General features: G+C 67.7%; 28 protein-coding genes. All 28 read right to left on the minus strand.

The genetic code is table 11. The annotated features are described in order from the left end of the window. Positions 1-50 precede the first annotated feature (50 nt). On the minus strand, positions 51-1,103 hold the full coding sequence (locus A6A25_RS01615; protein ID WP_033436734.1) for a DNA-directed RNA polymerase subunit alpha: 1,053 nt from the start codon (positions 1,101-1,103) through the stop codon (positions 51-53). 157 nt (positions 1,104-1,260) lie between these two features. Continuing rightward, positions 1,261-1,866: a 30S ribosomal protein S4 gene (gene rpsD, locus A6A25_RS01620; RefSeq protein ID WP_053718426.1), complete on the minus strand. Its 606-nt coding sequence runs from the start codon at positions 1,864-1,866 to the stop codon at positions 1,261-1,263. 23 nt (positions 1,867-1,889) lie between these two features. Beyond that, the gene (gene rpsK, locus A6A25_RS01625; protein ID WP_033428592.1) at positions 1,890-2,297 is read right to left on the minus strand and encodes a 30S ribosomal protein S11; all 408 of its coding nucleotides are present in this window, start codon (positions 2,295-2,297) and stop codon (positions 1,890-1,892) included. Between the two features lie 37 nt (positions 2,298-2,334). Then, positions 2,335-2,715 carry a 30S ribosomal protein S13 gene (gene rpsM, locus A6A25_RS01630; protein ID WP_073885904.1) on the minus strand — a complete coding sequence of 127 codons (381 nt, stop codon included), beginning with the start codon at positions 2,713-2,715 and terminating at the stop codon, positions 2,335-2,337. Between the two features lie 222 nt (positions 2,716-2,937). After that, entirely contained in the window at positions 2,938-3,051 is a 114-nt protein-coding gene (gene rpmJ / locus A6A25_RS01635; protein ID WP_010148647.1) for a 50S ribosomal protein L36, read from the minus strand. A 53-nt stretch (positions 3,052-3,104) separates the two neighbouring features. Then, positions 3,105-3,326 carry a translation initiation factor IF-1 gene (infA, locus tag A6A25_RS01640; RefSeq protein ID WP_005166804.1) on the minus strand — a complete coding sequence of 74 codons (222 nt, stop codon included), beginning with the start codon at positions 3,324-3,326 and terminating at the stop codon, positions 3,105-3,107. 229 nt (positions 3,327-3,555) lie between these two features. Further along, positions 3,556-3,990: a DUF1707 SHOCT-like domain-containing protein gene (locus A6A25_RS01645; protein WP_083667809.1), complete on the minus strand. Its 435-nt coding sequence runs from the start codon at positions 3,988-3,990 to the stop codon at positions 3,556-3,558. A gap of 222 nt (positions 3,991-4,212) precedes the next feature. Further along, positions 4,213-4,989 (minus strand): type I methionyl aminopeptidase, encoded by a 777-nt coding sequence (gene map / locus A6A25_RS01650; protein WP_073886358.1) that lies wholly within the window; start codon positions 4,987-4,989, stop codon positions 4,213-4,215. 59 nt (positions 4,990-5,048) lie between these two features. Further along, positions 5,049-5,600 (minus strand): adenylate kinase, encoded by a 552-nt coding sequence (locus A6A25_RS01655; protein WP_073885906.1) that lies wholly within the window; start codon positions 5,598-5,600, stop codon positions 5,049-5,051. Then, positions 5,600-6,910 (minus strand): preprotein translocase subunit SecY, encoded by a 1,311-nt coding sequence (gene secY / locus A6A25_RS01660; RefSeq protein ID WP_073886359.1) that lies wholly within the window; start codon positions 6,908-6,910, stop codon positions 5,600-5,602. The genes A6A25_RS01655 and secY overlap by 1 nt, the downstream gene beginning before the upstream one ends. Positions 6,911-7,165: 255 nt before the next feature. Beyond that, positions 7,166-7,528, minus strand: coding sequence for a hypothetical protein (locus A6A25_RS01665; RefSeq protein ID WP_073885907.1), 363 nt, complete (start codon positions 7,526-7,528; stop codon positions 7,166-7,168). A 209-nt stretch (positions 7,529-7,737) separates the two neighbouring features. Continuing rightward, positions 7,738-8,181: a 50S ribosomal protein L15 gene (rplO, locus tag A6A25_RS01670; RefSeq protein ID WP_073885908.1), complete on the minus strand. Its 444-nt coding sequence runs from the start codon at positions 8,179-8,181 to the stop codon at positions 7,738-7,740. Further along, a complete protein-coding gene (rpmD, locus tag A6A25_RS01675; protein ID WP_033428588.1) occupies positions 8,178-8,363 on the minus strand; it encodes a 50S ribosomal protein L30 in 186 nt (61 codons plus the stop codon). The genes rplO and rpmD overlap by 4 nt, the downstream gene beginning before the upstream one ends. Positions 8,364-8,365: 2 nt before the next feature. Continuing rightward, positions 8,366-8,971, minus strand: coding sequence for a 30S ribosomal protein S5 (rpsE, locus tag A6A25_RS01680; RefSeq protein ID WP_073885909.1), 606 nt, complete (start codon positions 8,969-8,971; stop codon positions 8,366-8,368). 33 nt (positions 8,972-9,004) lie between these two features. Continuing rightward, positions 9,005-9,403, minus strand: a complete 399-nt coding sequence (gene rplR, locus A6A25_RS01685; protein WP_073885910.1) for a 50S ribosomal protein L18 — start codon at positions 9,401-9,403, stop codon at positions 9,005-9,007. Between the two features lies 1 nt (position 9,404). After that, a complete protein-coding gene (gene rplF, locus A6A25_RS01690) occupies positions 9,405-9,944 on the minus strand; it encodes a 50S ribosomal protein L6 (RefSeq protein ID WP_073885911.1) in 540 nt (179 codons plus the stop codon). Between the two features lie 17 nt (positions 9,945-9,961). After that, positions 9,962-10,360 (minus strand): 30S ribosomal protein S8, encoded by a 399-nt coding sequence (gene rpsH, locus A6A25_RS01695; RefSeq protein ID WP_033428586.1) that lies wholly within the window; start codon positions 10,358-10,360, stop codon positions 9,962-9,964. A gap of 126 nt (positions 10,361-10,486) precedes the next feature. Further along, a complete protein-coding gene (locus A6A25_RS01700; protein WP_033436724.1) occupies positions 10,487-10,672 on the minus strand; it encodes a type Z 30S ribosomal protein S14 in 186 nt (61 codons plus the stop codon). Positions 10,673-10,674: 2 nt separating this feature from the next. Beyond that, complete coding sequence (gene rplE, locus A6A25_RS01705) at positions 10,675-11,238, minus strand: 50S ribosomal protein L5 (RefSeq protein ID WP_073885912.1); 564 nt, start codon at positions 11,236-11,238, stop codon at positions 10,675-10,677. Next, positions 11,238-11,552 carry a 50S ribosomal protein L24 gene (gene rplX, locus A6A25_RS01710; protein WP_073885913.1) on the minus strand — a complete coding sequence of 105 codons (315 nt, stop codon included), beginning with the start codon at positions 11,550-11,552 and terminating at the stop codon, positions 11,238-11,240. The genes rplE and rplX overlap by 1 nt, the downstream gene beginning before the upstream one ends. 2 nt (positions 11,553-11,554) lie before the next feature. Next, positions 11,555-11,923, minus strand: a complete 369-nt coding sequence (gene rplN, locus A6A25_RS01715) for a 50S ribosomal protein L14 (protein WP_033436721.1) — start codon at positions 11,921-11,923, stop codon at positions 11,555-11,557. 67 nt (positions 11,924-11,990) lie between these two features. Next, positions 11,991-12,272 (minus strand): 30S ribosomal protein S17, encoded by a 282-nt coding sequence (gene rpsQ / locus A6A25_RS01720; RefSeq protein ID WP_073885914.1) that lies wholly within the window; start codon positions 12,270-12,272, stop codon positions 11,991-11,993. Continuing rightward, entirely contained in the window at positions 12,269-12,517 is a 249-nt protein-coding gene (rpmC, locus tag A6A25_RS01725; RefSeq protein WP_033428581.1) for a 50S ribosomal protein L29, read from the minus strand. The genes rpsQ and rpmC overlap by 4 nt, the downstream gene beginning before the upstream one ends. Beyond that, positions 12,517-12,936, minus strand: a complete 420-nt coding sequence (gene rplP / locus A6A25_RS01730; protein WP_073885915.1) for a 50S ribosomal protein L16 — start codon at positions 12,934-12,936, stop codon at positions 12,517-12,519. Before rplP ends, rpmC begins: the two co-directional genes overlap by 1 nt. Before the next feature lie 3 nt (positions 12,937-12,939). Further along, on the minus strand, positions 12,940-13,770 hold the full coding sequence (gene rpsC / locus A6A25_RS01735) for a 30S ribosomal protein S3 (RefSeq protein ID WP_073885916.1): 831 nt from the start codon (positions 13,768-13,770) through the stop codon (positions 12,940-12,942). Then, positions 13,770-14,186 (minus strand): 50S ribosomal protein L22, encoded by a 417-nt coding sequence (gene rplV, locus A6A25_RS01740; RefSeq protein WP_053715232.1) that lies wholly within the window; start codon positions 14,184-14,186, stop codon positions 13,770-13,772. Before rplV ends, rpsC begins: the two co-directional genes overlap by 1 nt. A gap of 35 nt (positions 14,187-14,221) precedes the next feature. Continuing rightward, complete coding sequence (rpsS, locus tag A6A25_RS01745; RefSeq protein ID WP_015105260.1) at positions 14,222-14,503, minus strand: 30S ribosomal protein S19; 282 nt, start codon at positions 14,501-14,503, stop codon at positions 14,222-14,224. Positions 14,504-14,521: 18 nt separating this feature from the next. Continuing rightward, positions 14,522-15,358: a 50S ribosomal protein L2 gene (gene rplB / locus A6A25_RS01750; RefSeq protein WP_073885917.1), complete on the minus strand. Its 837-nt coding sequence runs from the start codon at positions 15,356-15,358 to the stop codon at positions 14,522-14,524. Positions 15,359-15,367 lie beyond the last annotated feature (9 nt).

Here is a 15,367-nt window from a genome sequence, read left to right on the forward strand (position 1 = left end):
TCCTCGGATTTCTTTCTGATCCTCTGCTCCGGCCCGGCCGCTAAGCGACCTCAGAGCTGCTCGGTCTCCGCGTAGTCCTGGCCGTCGTCGTGGTTGTCCACGGCGGTGTCCGTGCCCCAGCCTTCGGCGGGGTAGTCGGACGCGGCGGCCGACGGGTCGAACCCAGGGGGGCTGTCCTTCAGCGCGAGGCCGAGGCCGACGAGCTTCATCTTGACCTCGTCGATCGACTTCGCACCGAAGTTGCGGATGTCCAGCAGGTCCGCCTCGCTGCGCGAGACCAGCTCGCCCACGGTGTGGATGCCCTCGCGCTTGAGGCAGTTGTAGGACCGGACGGTGAGGTCCAGGTCCTCGATCGGCATCGCGAACGCCGCGATGGTGTCCGCCTCGGCGGGCGAGGGGCCGATCTCGATGCCCTCGGCGTCGACGTTCAGCTCGCGAGCGAGGCCGAACAGCTCGACCAGCGTCTTACCGGCCGACGCGACGGCGTCGCGCGGCGTGATGGACGGCTTGGTCTCGACGTCGAGGATCAGCTTGTCGAAGTCGGTCCGCTGCTCGACACGGGTGGCCTCGACCTTGTAGGTCACCTTCATGACGGGCGAGTAGATCGAGTCGACCGGGATGCGGCCGATCTCGGCACCGGCCTGCTTGTTCTGCACGGCGGGGACGTAGCCGCGACCGCGCTCGACCACGAGCTCGATCTCCAGCTTGCCCTTGCCGTTCAGGGTGGCGATGTGCAGGTCGGGGTTGTGCACGGTGACACCGGCCGGAGGCACGATGTCGCCCGCGGTCACCGCGCCCGGCCCCTGCTTGCGCAGGTACATGGTCACCGGCTCGTCCTCCTCGGAGCTGACGACCAGCTCCTTGAGGTTGAGGATGATGTCGGTGACGTCTTCCTTCACACCGGGGACGGTCGTGAACTCGTGCAGCACACCGTCGATGCGGATGCTGGTCACGGCCGCGCCGGGGATGGACGACAGCAGGGTGCGGCGAATCGAGTTGCCGAGGGTGTAGCCGAAGCCCGGCTCCAGCGGCTCGATGACGAACCGGGAGCGGGTCTCGTTGACCGCTTCCTCGCTGAGCGAGGGGCGCTGGGAAATCAGCACTGGGTTCTTCCTCTCTAGCCCCGACGCCCGCTATTTGACGTCGTGGGAACCGGTCGCGGAGACCGGCAAACGCGTGCGGCACACCATTCCGTGCCGCCGCGGGACCCGACTGGAGGGGCCCCACCGGGATTTCTCCTGGCGTGCCCCTCCAGGAGGATCACTTCGAGTAGAGCTCGACGATGAGCTGCTCGGTGACGGGCGTGTCGATCTGCGCCCGCTCCGGCAGCTGGTGGACCAGGATGCGCAGGTTGGACTGCACGACCTGGAGCCACGCCGGGATCGGCCGGTCGCCGAAGGAAGCACGCGCGGCCTCGAAGGGCAGCGTGGGCAGCGACTTCGGCTTCACGTCGATGATGTCGAACTTCGACACCCGGAAGCTCGGGATGTTGACCTTCTGGCCGTTCACGATGAAGTGACCGTGGCTGACCAGCTGGCGGGCCTGACGACGGGTGCGCGCGAGACCCGCGCGGTACACCACGTTGTCGAGCCGGGACTCCAGGATCTGCAGCAGGTTCTCACCGGTCTTGCCGGGGCGGCGAACCGCTTCCTCGTAGTAGCGCCGGAACTGCTTCTCCAGGACGCCGTACGTGTAGCGGGCCTTCTGCTTCTCCTGCAACTGCAGCAGGTACTCGGACTCCTTGATCCGACCGCGGCCGTGCTGGCCGGGCGGGTAAGGACGACGCTCGAACGCCTGGTCCCCGCCGACGAGGTCGACCTTGAGACGGCGCGAGATGCGAGTGGCCGGTCCGGTATAGCGAGCCATGTTGTCTTACTCCTCCCCGTGCCTCAGACCCGGCGCCGCTTGGGCGGGCGGCAGCCGTTGTGGGGCTGCGGGGTCACGTCCTGGATGGTGCCGACCTCGAGACCGGCGGCCTGCAGCGAACGGATCGCGGTCTCACGGCCGGAGCCGGGACCCTTCACGAACACGTCCACCTTGCGCATGCCGTGCTCGGCGGCCTTGCGGGCGGCGTTCTCGGCGGCCATCTGCGCGGCGAACGGCGTGGACTTGCGGGAGCCCTTGAAGCCGACGTGGCCGGCGGACGCCCAGCTGATCACGTTGCCCATCGGGTCCGTGATGGACACGATGGTGTTGTTGAACGTGCTCTTGATGTGCGCCTGGCCGTGCGAGACGTTCTTCTTTTCCTTGCGCCGGACCTTCTTGACCCCGGCGCCCTGGCGGGACTTGGGTGGCATTTCTGGGTGAACTCCTACTGGCTAGAGACGCGAGGTCTTACTTCTTTCCGGCCTTCTTCTTGCCGGCGACGGTCTTCTTCGGACCCTTACGAGTGCGCGCGTTCGTCTTCGTGCGCTGCCCGCGGACGGGCAGGTTGCGACGGTGGCGCAGCCCCTCGTAGCAGCCGATTTCCATCTTCCGGCGGATGTCGGCCTGAACCTCGCGGCGGAGGTCACCCTCGACCTTGAAGTTGTTCTCGATGTAGTCCCGCAGCTTCGCCAGGTCGTCGTCACCGAGGTCCTTCACCCGGATGTCCGGGGAGATCTCGGTGGCGGTCAGCAGCTCCTTCGAGCGCGTCCGACCGATGCCGAAGATGTAGGTGAGCGCGATCTCCAACCGCTTCTCGCGGGGGAGGTCGACGCCAGCGAGTCGTGCCATACGGCGCTTGCTCCTAACAGTGGTGTCGCTCCAGGTCTGCTCCTCGCCCGGTCCCGGGACTGACTCGCTGTGTCAGTTCCGGTCGCTCTCGCGACCGGTGTCCCGGCCCCGGCCTGGAGTCCGGGGGTGTGCCGCACGTGGTGCTCGGTGTGCGGCAGGTGCGAAGAGGCTTACTCGGTGTCGCGTCCGGTGAAGACTCGACTCGTGCTGGTCGTGCTCCGCTCAGCCCTGGCGCTGCTTGTGGCGCAGGTTCTCGCAGATCACCATGACCCGGCCGTGACGGCGGATCACCTTGCACTTGTCGCAGATCTTCTTGACGCTCGGCTGGACCTTCACGCCTGAGCTTCTCCTGCGTCAGCCGACGTGCCCGTGCTGGGGCACGCCGGAGGTCACTTGTAGCGGTAGACGATGCGCCCGCGGGACAGGTCGTAGGGCGAGAGCTCCACGACAACCCGGTCCTCAGGGAGGATGCGGATGTAGTGCTGACGCATCTTGCCGCTGATGTGTGCCAGGACCTTGTGACCGTTCTCCAACTCGACGCGGAACATCGCGTTGGGGAGCGGCTCGACTACGCGGCCCTCGACCTCAATGGCCCCGTCCTTCTTGCCCATGTCCTCCGCGTTTCGTGACGGTGGGTGTTACTTCCGGAGTGCGGGCACGCGGCACCCCGACTCCTCCAGGCCCTTGCGAACCCTGCCACCTCCGGGAAGAGAACCCCGGGCATGACGGAACCGGCGCGACGTATGCGCCACCCGTCCATAGTACGCGGGTCGGCTCGAACGCCCAAATCGGGCCTTGTGGGCGACCAGGAGGACCGGAGGACGGCGGATGGTAACGGCGTTACGGCCGTGGCCGGGTGGCCCACCAGACCACGCCGAGGACGGCACCCGGCGGGACGGTGACCCAGAGGAACCACGGGTGCACGAGGCCCTCGTCACCGAGGAGGCTGACGAGCAGCCACAGCGCGAAGTTGAGCGCGCTGATGCTCAGCCAGATGGTGGTGAGGACCCTCATCGCCGACGGTCCACCGCTCGTCTTCACCTGTTCGGGTGTCGGCAGGACCACCGCGGCGGGCGGCGTGGAAGGCGTCGGCAGGTCTGCGGTGAGGGCGGCCAGGTCGCCCCGGGTCTTCGCTTGCCAGGTCCGCGCCACGCGGGCGTCGAACTCGGCGAGGTCGAGGCTGCCGTCGGCGTGGGCGCGGTGCAGCCACTGCTGGACCAGTTCGCGTTCGGCGTCGGAGGCCCGGATGTCCTCAGGCCGCACAGGCTGGGTCACCCGGTCATCCTGGCTGGGCGGTGGACGTCACGACATGGGGCTAGCCCCCGGTTCCAGTCGGGTTTTCGTTGCGTCGGGAACCAGCGTTCGACCCCCGCGCTCGTCGGCGACCCCCGGCACGTGCCACTGGACCCCGGCCACGCCGAACACCAACGCCGGTGAACCCGTGGAGGGGATCACCGGCGCAGGAGTCAGTATTCGGAAAATGTCAGCTGTCAGTCGTCAGTCGTCATCGAGTGCGGTCAGCACCCACGGGCCGTCGTCGGTGATCGCCACCGAGTGCTCCCAGTGCGCCGCGCGCGAACCGTCGGCGGTGATCACGGTCCAGCCGTCGTCCAACTCGACCGTGCGCTCCGTACCCAGGGTCAGCATCGGCTCGATGGCGATCGCCATCCCGGCCTTCAACCGAGGCCCCTTGCCGGGCTTGCCGTGGTTGGGCAGGAACGGGTCCATGTGCATCTTCGTGCCGATGCCGTGGCCGCCGTACCCCTCCACGATCCCGTACTCGACCCCGTGCTCGTCACCCATCCGAACGGTCGCCGACTCGATCGCGAACGAGATGTCGCTGAGCCGCCCACCGGGCACGGCCGCCTCGATGCCGGCGACCATCGACACGCGCGTGGCCTCGGACAGCTTCAGCTCGGCGTCCGTCACCGAACCGACCGGCAGCGTGATGGCCGAGTCGCCGTGCCACCCGTCGAGGATCGCACCGCAGTCGATCGAGATCAGGTCACCCGCGGCCAGCACCTGCGTCCGGCTCGGGATCCCGTGCACGACCTGCTCGTTCACCGACGCGCAGATCGACGCCGGGAAGCCGTGGTAGCCCTTGAACGACGGGATGGCGCCCGCGTCGCGGATGCTTTGCTCCGCCAGCTCGTCCAGCTCGCCCGTCGACACGCCCGCCTTGGTGTGCGAGGCCAGCAGCGCCAACGTGCGCGCCACGACCAGCCCGGCAGCCCTCATGGCTTCGAGCTGGCCGCGGCTCTTGATCTCGATCATGCGATCCCGACCGGGGACGACGCGACCGACCCGACGCAGCACATCGACGAGTCCACCGCTCACTTCAGGTCGCGCAGCGCGCGGAGGGCGCGCTCGCTGATCTCGTCGACCTCACCGACCGCGTCGATGCTCACGACGATGTCGGCGTAGTGGTCGAGCAGCGGCGCGGTCTCCGACCGGTACACCTGCTGGCGGTGCCGGATGACGTCTTCCTTGTCATCCGTGCGACCCCGGGCGAGCAGCCGCTCGACCACGACGTCCTCGGGGATCTGGAACTCCAGCACCGCGTCCAGCTTGTGCCCCTCCGCCGCCAGCATCTCCCCGAGCACGCCAGCCTGCGCGGTGTTGCGCGGGAAGCCGTCGAGCAGGAAGCCGTTGGCGGCGTCCGGCTGCGAGAGCCGGACGCGCACCATCTCGTTGGTCACCTCGTCCGGCACCAACTCACCCGAGTCCAGGTACTCCTGGACCTCCTTGCCCAGATCGGTCTGCTCGCTGATGTGGGCGCGGAACAGGTCCCCGGTGGAGATGTGCGGCACGCCAAGTTCACGGCTGAGCGTTTTGGCCTGGGTGCCCTTGCCCGCACCGGGCGGGCCGACGAGAACGAGTCGCACTAGCGGAGGAACCCTTCGTAGTTGCGCTGCATGAGCTGGCTCTCGATCTGCTTCACGGTGTCGAGGCCGACACCGACCATGATCAGCACCGCCGTGCCGCCGAACGGGAAGTTCTGGTTCTGGCCCTGACCGGTCAGGTCGAGGAACAGGTTCGGCAGGATGGCGACGATGCCCAGGTAGATCGAGCCGGGCAGCGTGATCCGCCCCAACACGAAGCGGAGGTACTCGGCGGTGGGTCGACCCGGTCGGATACCCGGGATGAACCCACCGAACTTCTTCATCTCGTCCGCGCGCTCGTCCGGGTTGAACGTGATGCCGACGTAGAAGTACGTGAAGAAGACGATCAGCAGGAAGTAGAGCGAGATGTGCACCGGGCTGGACTGGCTCACCAGGTGCGTCGCGACGAAGCTCTCCCACCAGTTCGGCGCCGAGCCGTCGGTGGAGGCGGTCAGGCGCGAGATCAGGTCGGGCAGGTACAGCAGCGACGAGGCGAAGATGACCGGGATGACACCGGCCTGGTTCACCTTCAGCGGCAGGTAGGTCGACGTGCCGCCGTACATCCGGCGACCGATCATCCGCTTCGCGTACTGGACCGGGATGCGGCGCTGGGCCTGCTCCACGTAGATGACGCTGGCGATGATCAGCAGGGCCGCGACGCAGACCAGGAAGAACGTGATGCCACCGCGCTGCCAGATGAGCTGGCCCTCGATCGGGATGCGGGCCGCGATGCCGGTGAAGATCAGCAGCGACATGCCGTTGCCGATCCCCTTCTCGGTGATGATCTCACCGAGCCACATGATCACGCTGGTGCCCGCGGTCATCACGATCACGAGGACGACCAGGTTGAAGATGCTCTCGTCGGGGATGACCGGCACTTCGCAGTTGGCGAACAGCTGCCCGCGCACGGCCAGGGCGATGATGCCCGTGGACTGCAGGACCGCCAGCGCGATGGTCAGGTAGCGGGTGTACTGGGTCAGCTTGCCCTGACCCGCCTGCCCTTCCTTCTTCAGCTGCTCGAACCGCGGAATCACCACGGTGAGCAGCTGGATGATGATGCTCGCCGTGATGTACGGCATGATGCCGAGCGCGAAGATCGACAAGTTCAGCAGCGCGCCACCGCTGAACAGGTTGATCAGGGAGTAGATCCCCTGCTGGTCGACCGACTCGACACACTGTTTGACGTTCTTGAAGGAGACGCCCGGCGCGGGCATGGTCGCGCCCAACCGGTACACCACGACGATCCCGAGCGTGAACAGGATCTTCTTGCGTAGGTCCGGCGTCGCGAGAGCCGAGCGGAATGCGCCGAGCACGCGAACCTCCATCAGCGTTGCCGCCCCACTGGGGTCGGCATCCTGCGGTGCCGGCTGTGTTGCCGACACAGTCTTGCGGACATGCCGTCGACCCATCGCCGACGGTGGCGGAAGCGACGGATAGCCGCGACCGACCCGGAGGGCATCCGGGCTTCAGCCCGCGACTTTAACAGTCGTTTGGCCGATCGCCGTAGCCAGTCTTCCCTCACACTTCGTACCCGATCGACTACCGCCGCGCGCAAGCCCCCGAATGGATCAAGTGCGGCTGGTCGCGAGCACGCCCGCCATGCCGAACAGGACCGCCGCGGTGCCCTTGTCCAGCCTCGCCTTGGCCCGCCTGGTCAGCCCCGCTTTGCGGATGCCCGCGCCCAGCGCCACGTACGCCGTGCCCGCCAGCGCCTCCGCCGCCAGGTAGACCGCGCCGAGGGTCGCCAGCTGCAGCGGGATCGGGCCGCGGGCCGGGTCGACCATCAGGGAGAAGGCCGCAAGGCGGCCCAGGAGCGCCGTAGAGGCCCGCAACGGGCCGTGGTGGACCCCGCGGTGCATGCCCAGGAGGTTGTTCGCACCAGGGGTCAGCGCGACGAGCACCGAGGCGCCGAAGAAGACCGCGAGCCACATGCCCGCACGCTAACCCGGCCGCCAACCGGTTTTACGCCCTGCGCGAACGCACGTCTCATCAGCGGTGCCCAGCCCGCGAAACACCCTTCGCGGACGCCGGCAACCGTCAAAAAGAGGCGGCCATCCCGGCACCGGCACCGGCACACGCGAACGGCCCCGGAGCGGGAGGCTCCGGGGCCGTTCGACCGTGCTGTGCTGTGCTCCGTGCGTCAGAGCACCGTGGTGGTGCCACCGGCGGCGGCGATCTTCTCGACCGCGCTGCCGGAGAACTTGTTCGCCACGACGTCGAGCTTGACGCCGTCCAGGTCACCGTCGCCGAGGACCTTCACGAGCTCGTTCTTGCGCACCAGGCCCGCGTGGATGAGAGCGTCCACGTCCACCCGACCACCCTCGGGGAACGCACGGGCGAGGTCGCCCACGTTCACCACCTGGTACTCGGTGCGGAACGGGTTGCGGAAGCCCTTCAGCTTCGGCAGGCGCATGTGCAGCGGCATCTGGCCACCCTCGAAGCGCGGCGAAACGTTCTTCCGCGCCCCGGTGCCCTTCGTACCGCGACCGGCCGTCTTGCCCTTGGAGCCCTCACCGCGACCGACACGGGTCTTCGCGGTCTTGGCGCCGGGGGCCGGACGCAGGTCATGGATCTTGATGGTCACGACTGGACCTCCTCGACGACCACCAGGTGGCGCACGGCGTGGATCAGGCCGCGCACCTGCGGCGTGTCCTCACGGACCACCGACTGGCGGATCTTGCGCAACCCCAGGGTCCGGAGGGACTCGCGGTGGTTGTGCTTGGTACCGATGCTGCTCTTGACCTGGGTCACCTTGAGCTGTGCCATGGTCACACCGCCCCTGCGCGGGCGCGGAGCATGCCTGCGGGTGCCACGTCCTCCAGCGGCAGACCGCGACGGGCGGCCACCTCCTCGGGACGCTGCAGGCCCCTCAGGGCCGCCACCGTGGCGTGCACGATGTTGATGGCGTTGTCGGAGCCCAGCGACTTGCTCAGCACGTCGTGGACGCCGGCGCACTCCAGCACCGCGCGGACCGCACCACCGGCGATGACACCGGTACCGGCCGAGGCCGGGCGCAGCAGCACGACACCGGCCGCCTTCTCGCCCTGCACCGGGTGGGGGATCGTGCCCGCGATGCGAGGGACGCGGAAGAAGTTCTTCTTCGCCTCCTCGACACCCTTGGCGATCGCCGCCGGAACTTCCTTGGCCTTGCCGTAGCCGACACCGACCATGCCGTCACCGTCGCCGACCACGACCAGCGCGGTGAAGCTGAAGCGACGACCACCCTTCACGACCTTGGAGACGCGGTTGATCGCAACCACGCGCTCCAGGTGCGGGGTCTTCTCCTGGGCCGCTCCGCCGCGGCCACCGTCACGGCGGTCGCGGCGCTCTCCGCGCTCGCCCCCGCCGCCTTCGCGACGCGTGCGTCCTGGCATCAGGCGTCCCTCTCAATTCGGTTCATGTACATGTCAGAACTCCAGCCCCGCCTCGCGAGCGGCATCGGCCAGAGCGGCGATCCGACCGTGGTAGGCGTTGCCGCCGCGGTCGAAGACCACCTTGGTGATCCCGGCGTCCTTGGCGCGGGCGGCGGCCAGCTGGCCGACCTTCGCCGCACGGGCCTTCTTGTCGCCGTCGAGCGACCGGACGTCCGCCTCCACCGAGGAAGCCGCCGCCAGGGTGTGGCCGGCGAGGTCGTCGATGATCTGCACGGTGATGTGCTTCGACGACCGGTGCACGACCAGGCGCGGGCGCTCCGCGGTGCCGCTGACCTTCTTGCGCAGGCGGAAGTGACGGCGGGTCTTGGCGATGCGGCGGGTGGTCGAGATGTCCTTGCCGACCGTCTTCCGCTTGGTTGCAGTCTCGCTCATGTCACTTACCCGTCTTTCCGACCTTGCGGCGGATCTTCTCGCCCGCGTACCGCACGCCCTTGCCCTTGTACGGGTCGGGCTTGCGGAGCTTGCGGATGTTGGCGGCGACCTCGCCCACGAGCTGCTTGTCGATGCCGGACACGGAGAAGCGGGTCGGGGTCTCCACCGCGAAGGTGATGCCCGCGGGGGCCTCGACCTTCACCGGGTGGCTGTAGCCCAGCGCGAACTCCAGGTCGGAGCCCTTCAGCGCCACGCGGTAACCGACGCCGTGGATTTCCATCTTCTTCTCGTAGCCCTGGGTCACGCCCACGACCATGTTCTGCACCAGGGTGCGCGACAGGCCGTGCAGCGACCGGCTGCGACGCTCGTCGTTCGGGCGCTTCACCTCGAGGGTGCCGTCTTCGGCCTTCTCGATGATGATCGGCTCAGCGATGTTGAGCGACAGGGTGCCCTTCGGGCCCTTGACGCTCACAGCCTGGCCGTCGATGTTCACGTCGACCCCGGAGGGGACGGTGATCGGCAGTTTTCCGATGCGCGACATTGCCTAGTCCCCCTTCCTCACCAGACGTAGGCGAGGACTTCTCCGCCCACGCCCGACTTGTTGGCCTGGCGGTCGGTCATCAGACCGCCAGAGGTCGAAATGATCGCGACGCCCAGACCGCCCAGCACCTTCGGCAGGTTGGTCGACTTCGCGTACACGCGCAGACCGGGCTTCGACACGCGGCGGAGGCCGGCGATGCTGCGCTCCCGGTTCGGGCCGTACTTCAGCTCGATCACCAGGTTCTTGGCCACGTCGCCCTGCTCATCGCGGTAGCTCGCGATGTAACCCTCGCGCTTGAGGATCTCGGCGATGTTGGCCTTCAACTTCGAGTGCGGCATCACGACCTTGTCGTGGTAAGCCGAGTTCGCGTTCCGCAGACGCGTCAACATGTCTGCGATCGGGTCGGTCATCGTCATGGTGACCTGGTCAACCTTTCTCGCTGCGGTTCCCCAGCCAGGGTCCGAGCCGGCCTTGCGGCCGGCTGGTCGTGGACGGGCCTACAGCGAAGTGATGAGTCAAAAAAACCTGCCGCCGAGCCGGACTTACCAGCTGGACTTGTTCACACCGGGCAGCTCGCCCCGGTGCGCCATCTCGCGGAGGCAGATCCGGCACAGGCCGAACTTGCGGAACACCGAGTGCGGGCGACCGCAACGCTGGCAGCGGGTGTAACCCCGCACCTTGAACTTCGGCTTGGCCGCGGCCTTGTTGATCAGCGCCTTCTTGGCCATGATCAGTTCTCCTTGAACGGGAAGCCCAGGAGCTTCAGCAGCGCCCGGCCCTCTTCGTCGTTGGTCGCGGTCGTCACGACGGTGATGTCCATACCGCGGGGACGGTCGATCGCGTCCGGGTCGATCTCGTGGAACATCGACTGCTCGTTGAGGCCGAACGTGTAGTTGCCGTTGCCGTCGAACTGCTTGCCCGAGAGGCCGCGGAAGTCGCGGATACGCGGCAGCGCGATCGTCAGCAGGCGGTCCAGGAACTCCCACATCCGGTCGCCGCGCAGCGTGACGCGCGCGCCGATCGGCATGCCCTCGCGCAGCTTGAACTGCGCGATGGACTTGCGGGCCCGGCGGACCTCGGGCCGCTGGCCGGTGATGATCGAGAGGTCCTTGACGGCACCCTCGATCAGCTTGCCGTCACGGGCGGCGTCGCCGACACCCATGTTGACGACGACCTTCACCACGCCCGGGATCTGCATGACGTTGGCGTACTCGAACTGCTCGCGCAGCGAGGCGACGATCTCCTCGCGGTAGCGGGCCTTGAGCCGCGGGATGGTCTTCTCAACGGTGGTCATCAGATGTCCTTCCCGTTACGACGGGAAATGCGGACCCGCTTACCCTCGTCGTTCGTCCGGTAGCCCACACGGGTCGGCTTGCCGTCCGAGTCGACCACCATCACGTTGGACACGTGGATGGGGGCCTCCTGGGTCACGATGCCGCCCGACTGCGCGCCGCGCTCGGTCTGCGTGATCCGGGTGTGCTTCTTCATGCGGTTGACGCCCTCGACCAGGACGCGGTTCTCAGCGGGGTAGGCCTGGATGACCTTGCCGCGAGCACCCTTGTCCTTGCCGGCGATTACGACGACCGTGTCGCCCTTCTTCACCTTCATGGTCAGAGCACCTCCGGCGCCAACGAGATGATCTTCATGAACTTCTTGTCGCGCAGCTCCCGACCGACCGGGCCGAAGATGCGGGTGCCCCGCGGCTCGTTGTCGTTCTTGATGAGCACCGCGGCGTTCTCGTCGAACCGGATGTAAGAGCCGTCGGGACGGCGCTTCTCCTTGACGGTGCGGACGATGACCGCCTTGACGACGTCGCCCTTCTTGACGCCGGCACCCGGGATGGCCTGCTTCACCGTCGCGACGATGATGTCCCCGATGCCCGCGTAGCGGCGGCCCGAGCCACCGAGAACACGGATGCAGAGGATTTCCTTCGCACCGGTGTTGTCGGCGACGCGCAGCCGCGACTCCTGCTGGATCACTTACCTGCTCCTTGACCATTCCTGGCCCGCCAGATTTCCGACCTGACGGGCTCGGTCGTACGACTGGCTACTTGGCCTTCTCGAGGACCTCGACGAGGCGCCAGCGCTTGGTGGCCGACAGCGGCCGCGTCTCCATGAGCAGCACGCGGTCGCCGATGCCGGCGCTGTTCTGCTCGTCGTGCGCCTTCACCTTGGTGGTGGAGCGCATGACCTTCGAGTACCGGCGGTGCTTCTTGCGGTCCTCGACCGCCACCACGATCGTCTTGTCCATCTTGTCGGACACGACGTAGCCCTCGCGGACCTTGCGGTCGTTGCGCCCCTCGGTAGTCACTTCGTTGTTCTCGCTCATGCCGCACCCTCACCAGTGGAAACCGCGTCGGGAGAGGCCGAGAGGCCCAGCTCCCGTTCCCGCATCACGGTGTAGATCCGGGCGATCTCGTGCCGGACCGTGCGCAGGCGGCGGTTGTTGTCGAGCTGCCCGGTGGCCATCTGGAAGCGGAGGTTGAACAGCTCCTCCTTCGCCTCCCTCAAGCGCAGCACGAGCTCTTCCTCGGTGAGCTCACGCAGCTCGGAAGCGGTGGTACCCGCTGCCATCAGAACTCACCACCCTCACGCGTAACGATGCGGCACTTCATCGGGAGCTTGTGGATCGCGCGGCGCAGCGCCTCGCGGGCCACAGTCTCATTCGGGAAGCTCATCTCGAAGAGCACCCGACCCGGCTTGATGTTGGCCACCCACCACTCCGGCGAACCCTTACCGGAACCCATGCGGGTCTCGGCGGGCTTCTTGGTCAGCGGGCGGTCCGGGAAGATGTTGATCCAGACCTTGCCACCACGGCGGATGTGCCGGGTGATGGCGATACGAGCCGACTCGATCTGCCGGTTGGTCACGTAGGCGGGCTCCAGAGCCTGGATGCCGTACTCGCCGAAGGTGACCCTCGTGCCGCCCTTGGCAGCACCGGACCGTCCGGGGTGGTGCTGCTTGCGGTGCTTAACCCTGCGCGGGATGAGCACGACTCAGCCCTCCGTCTTCTCTTCGGTCGCGGTCGGCGCGGCGGCCTGGTCGCCCGCGGCGGCCCGACCGGCCTCGGTGCTGGTCGCGGTGGTGCCGCTGGCACCGGAACGACGCGCCCGGTTCGGGCGGTCGGCGCGGTCGCGGTCACGACGCGGCGCGCGGTCGGCCGCCGGAGCGGCGTCACGCTCGCGCTTGGCGCTGATGCCACCGACGATGTCGCCCTTGTAGATCCACACCTTCACGCCGATCCGGCCGAACGTGGTGCGGGCCTCGAAGAAGCCGTAGTCGATGTCGGCACGCAGCGTGTGCAGCGGCACGCGGCCATCGCGGTAGTGCTCGGAGCGGGACATCTCGGCACCGCCGAGACGACCGCCGCACTGCACGCGGATGCCCTTCACCTGGGGCGAGCGCATGGCCGACTGGATGGCCTTGCGCATCGCGCGGCGGAACGCCACGCGGTTGGACAGCTGCTCGGCCACGCCCTGCGCGACGAGCTGGGCGTCCGACTCCGGGCTCTTCACCTCGAGGATGTTGAGCTGCACCTGCTTCTTGGTGAGCTTCTCCAGCTCACCGCGGATGCGGTCGGCCTCGGCGCCGCGGCGGCCGATGACGATGCCCGGCCGGGCGGTGTGGATGTCGACGCGGACCCGGTCACGGGTGCGCTCGATCTCCACCTTGGAGATGCCGGCCCGCTCCATGCCCTTGGAGAGCAGCTTGCGGATCTTGACATCCTCGGCCACGTACTCCGCGTACTGCTTGTCGGCGTACCAGCGGGACTTCCAGTCCGTGGTGATACCAAGTCGGAAGCCGTGCGGGTTGATTTTCTGGCCCACTACCGAGCCCCCTTCCTGTCAGCGCCGGCCTTCGCGCTGGTCTTCTTCGGACGGCTCTCCACCTCGACGGTGATGTGGCTCGTCCGCTTGCGGATCCGGTAGGCGCGGCCCTGGGCGCGCGGGCGGAACCGCTTGAGGGTCGGACCCTCGTCCACGTAGACCTTCGACACCCACAGGGTGTCGGGGTCCAGGGACAGGTTGTTCTCGGCGTTGGCCACGGCGCTCTGCAGCACCTTGCGGACCGGCTCAGATGCCGCCTGCGGCGCGAACTGGAGCACGGCCAGGGCCTCGCTGGCGCTACGACCCCTGATGAGCTCGACGACGCGACGCACCTTCATGGGCGTGTCACGGACGTAGCGAGCCCGAGCCACGGCGCGCGGGAACTCCGGCGCTTCGGCTTCGTTACGGGCGTTCATCGCTGCTTCCCCTTGCTCTTCCTCTAGTTCGTCGCCTAGCGACGGCGCGACTTCCGGTCGTCCTTGATGTGGCCCTTGAACGTGCGGGTCGGGGCGAACTCGCCGAGCTTGTGCCCGACCATCGCCTCCGTCACGAACACCGGCACGTGCTTGCGGCCGTCGTGCACCGCGATCGTGTGGCCCAACATGTCGGGGATGATCGTCGACCGGCGGGACCAGGTCTTGATCACGGTCTTCTTGCCCGACTCGTTGAGGACGTCCACCTTCTTGAGCAGGTGGTCGTCCACGAAGGGGCCCTTCTTAAGGCTGCGAGGCATCCTTCACTCCCTCCCTGCTCAGCGCTTCTTACCGGTGCGACGACGCCGGACGATGAGCTTGTCGCTTGGCTTGTTGCGGCGGCGGGTGCGACCCTCGGGCTTACCCGCGGGGTTCACCGGGTGGCGACCACCGGAGGTCTTGCCCTCACCACCACCGTGCGGGTGGTCGACCGGGTTCATCGCGACACCGCGGACGGTGGGCTTCTTGCCCTTCCACCGCATGCGGCCCGCCTTGCCCCAGTTGATGTTCTGGTGCTCGGCGTTGCCGACCTCGCCGACCGTGGCGCGGCACCGGACGTCCACGTTGCGGATCTCGCCCGAGGGCATCCGCAGCTGGGCGTAGGGGCCGTCCTTGGCGACGAGCTGCACGCTGGCGCCCGCGGACCTGGCGATCTTCGCGCCGCCGCCGGGGCGGAGCTCGATCGCGTGGATCACGGTGCCGACCGGGATGTTGCGCAGCGGCAGGTTGTTGCCCGGCTTGATGTCAGCCTTCGGGCCGTTCTCCACCATGTCGCCCTGCTGCAGCTTCGACGGGGCGATGATGTAGCGCTTCTCGCCGTCGAGGTAGTGCAGCAGCGCGATGCGCGCGGTGCGGTTGGGGTCGTACTCGATGTGAGCGACCTTGGCCGGCACGCCGTCCTTGTCGGTGCGGCGGAAGTCGATCAAGCGGTAGGCCCGCTTGTGACCGCCACCCTTGTGCCGCGTGGTGATCTTGCCCGACGCGTTGCGGCCACCGCGGCCGTGCAGCGGGCGGACCAGCGACTTCTCCGGCGTCGTCCGAGTGATCTCGGCGAAGTCGGAGACGCTCGCACCGCGACGACCGGGGGTCGTCGGCTTGTACTTGCGAATGCCCATCTCTACGCA

The organism is Saccharothrix sp. CB00851, assembly GCF_001905065.1.
In the GTDB taxonomy this organism is placed as follows: domain Bacteria; phylum Actinomycetota; class Actinomycetes; order Mycobacteriales; family Pseudonocardiaceae; genus Actinosynnema.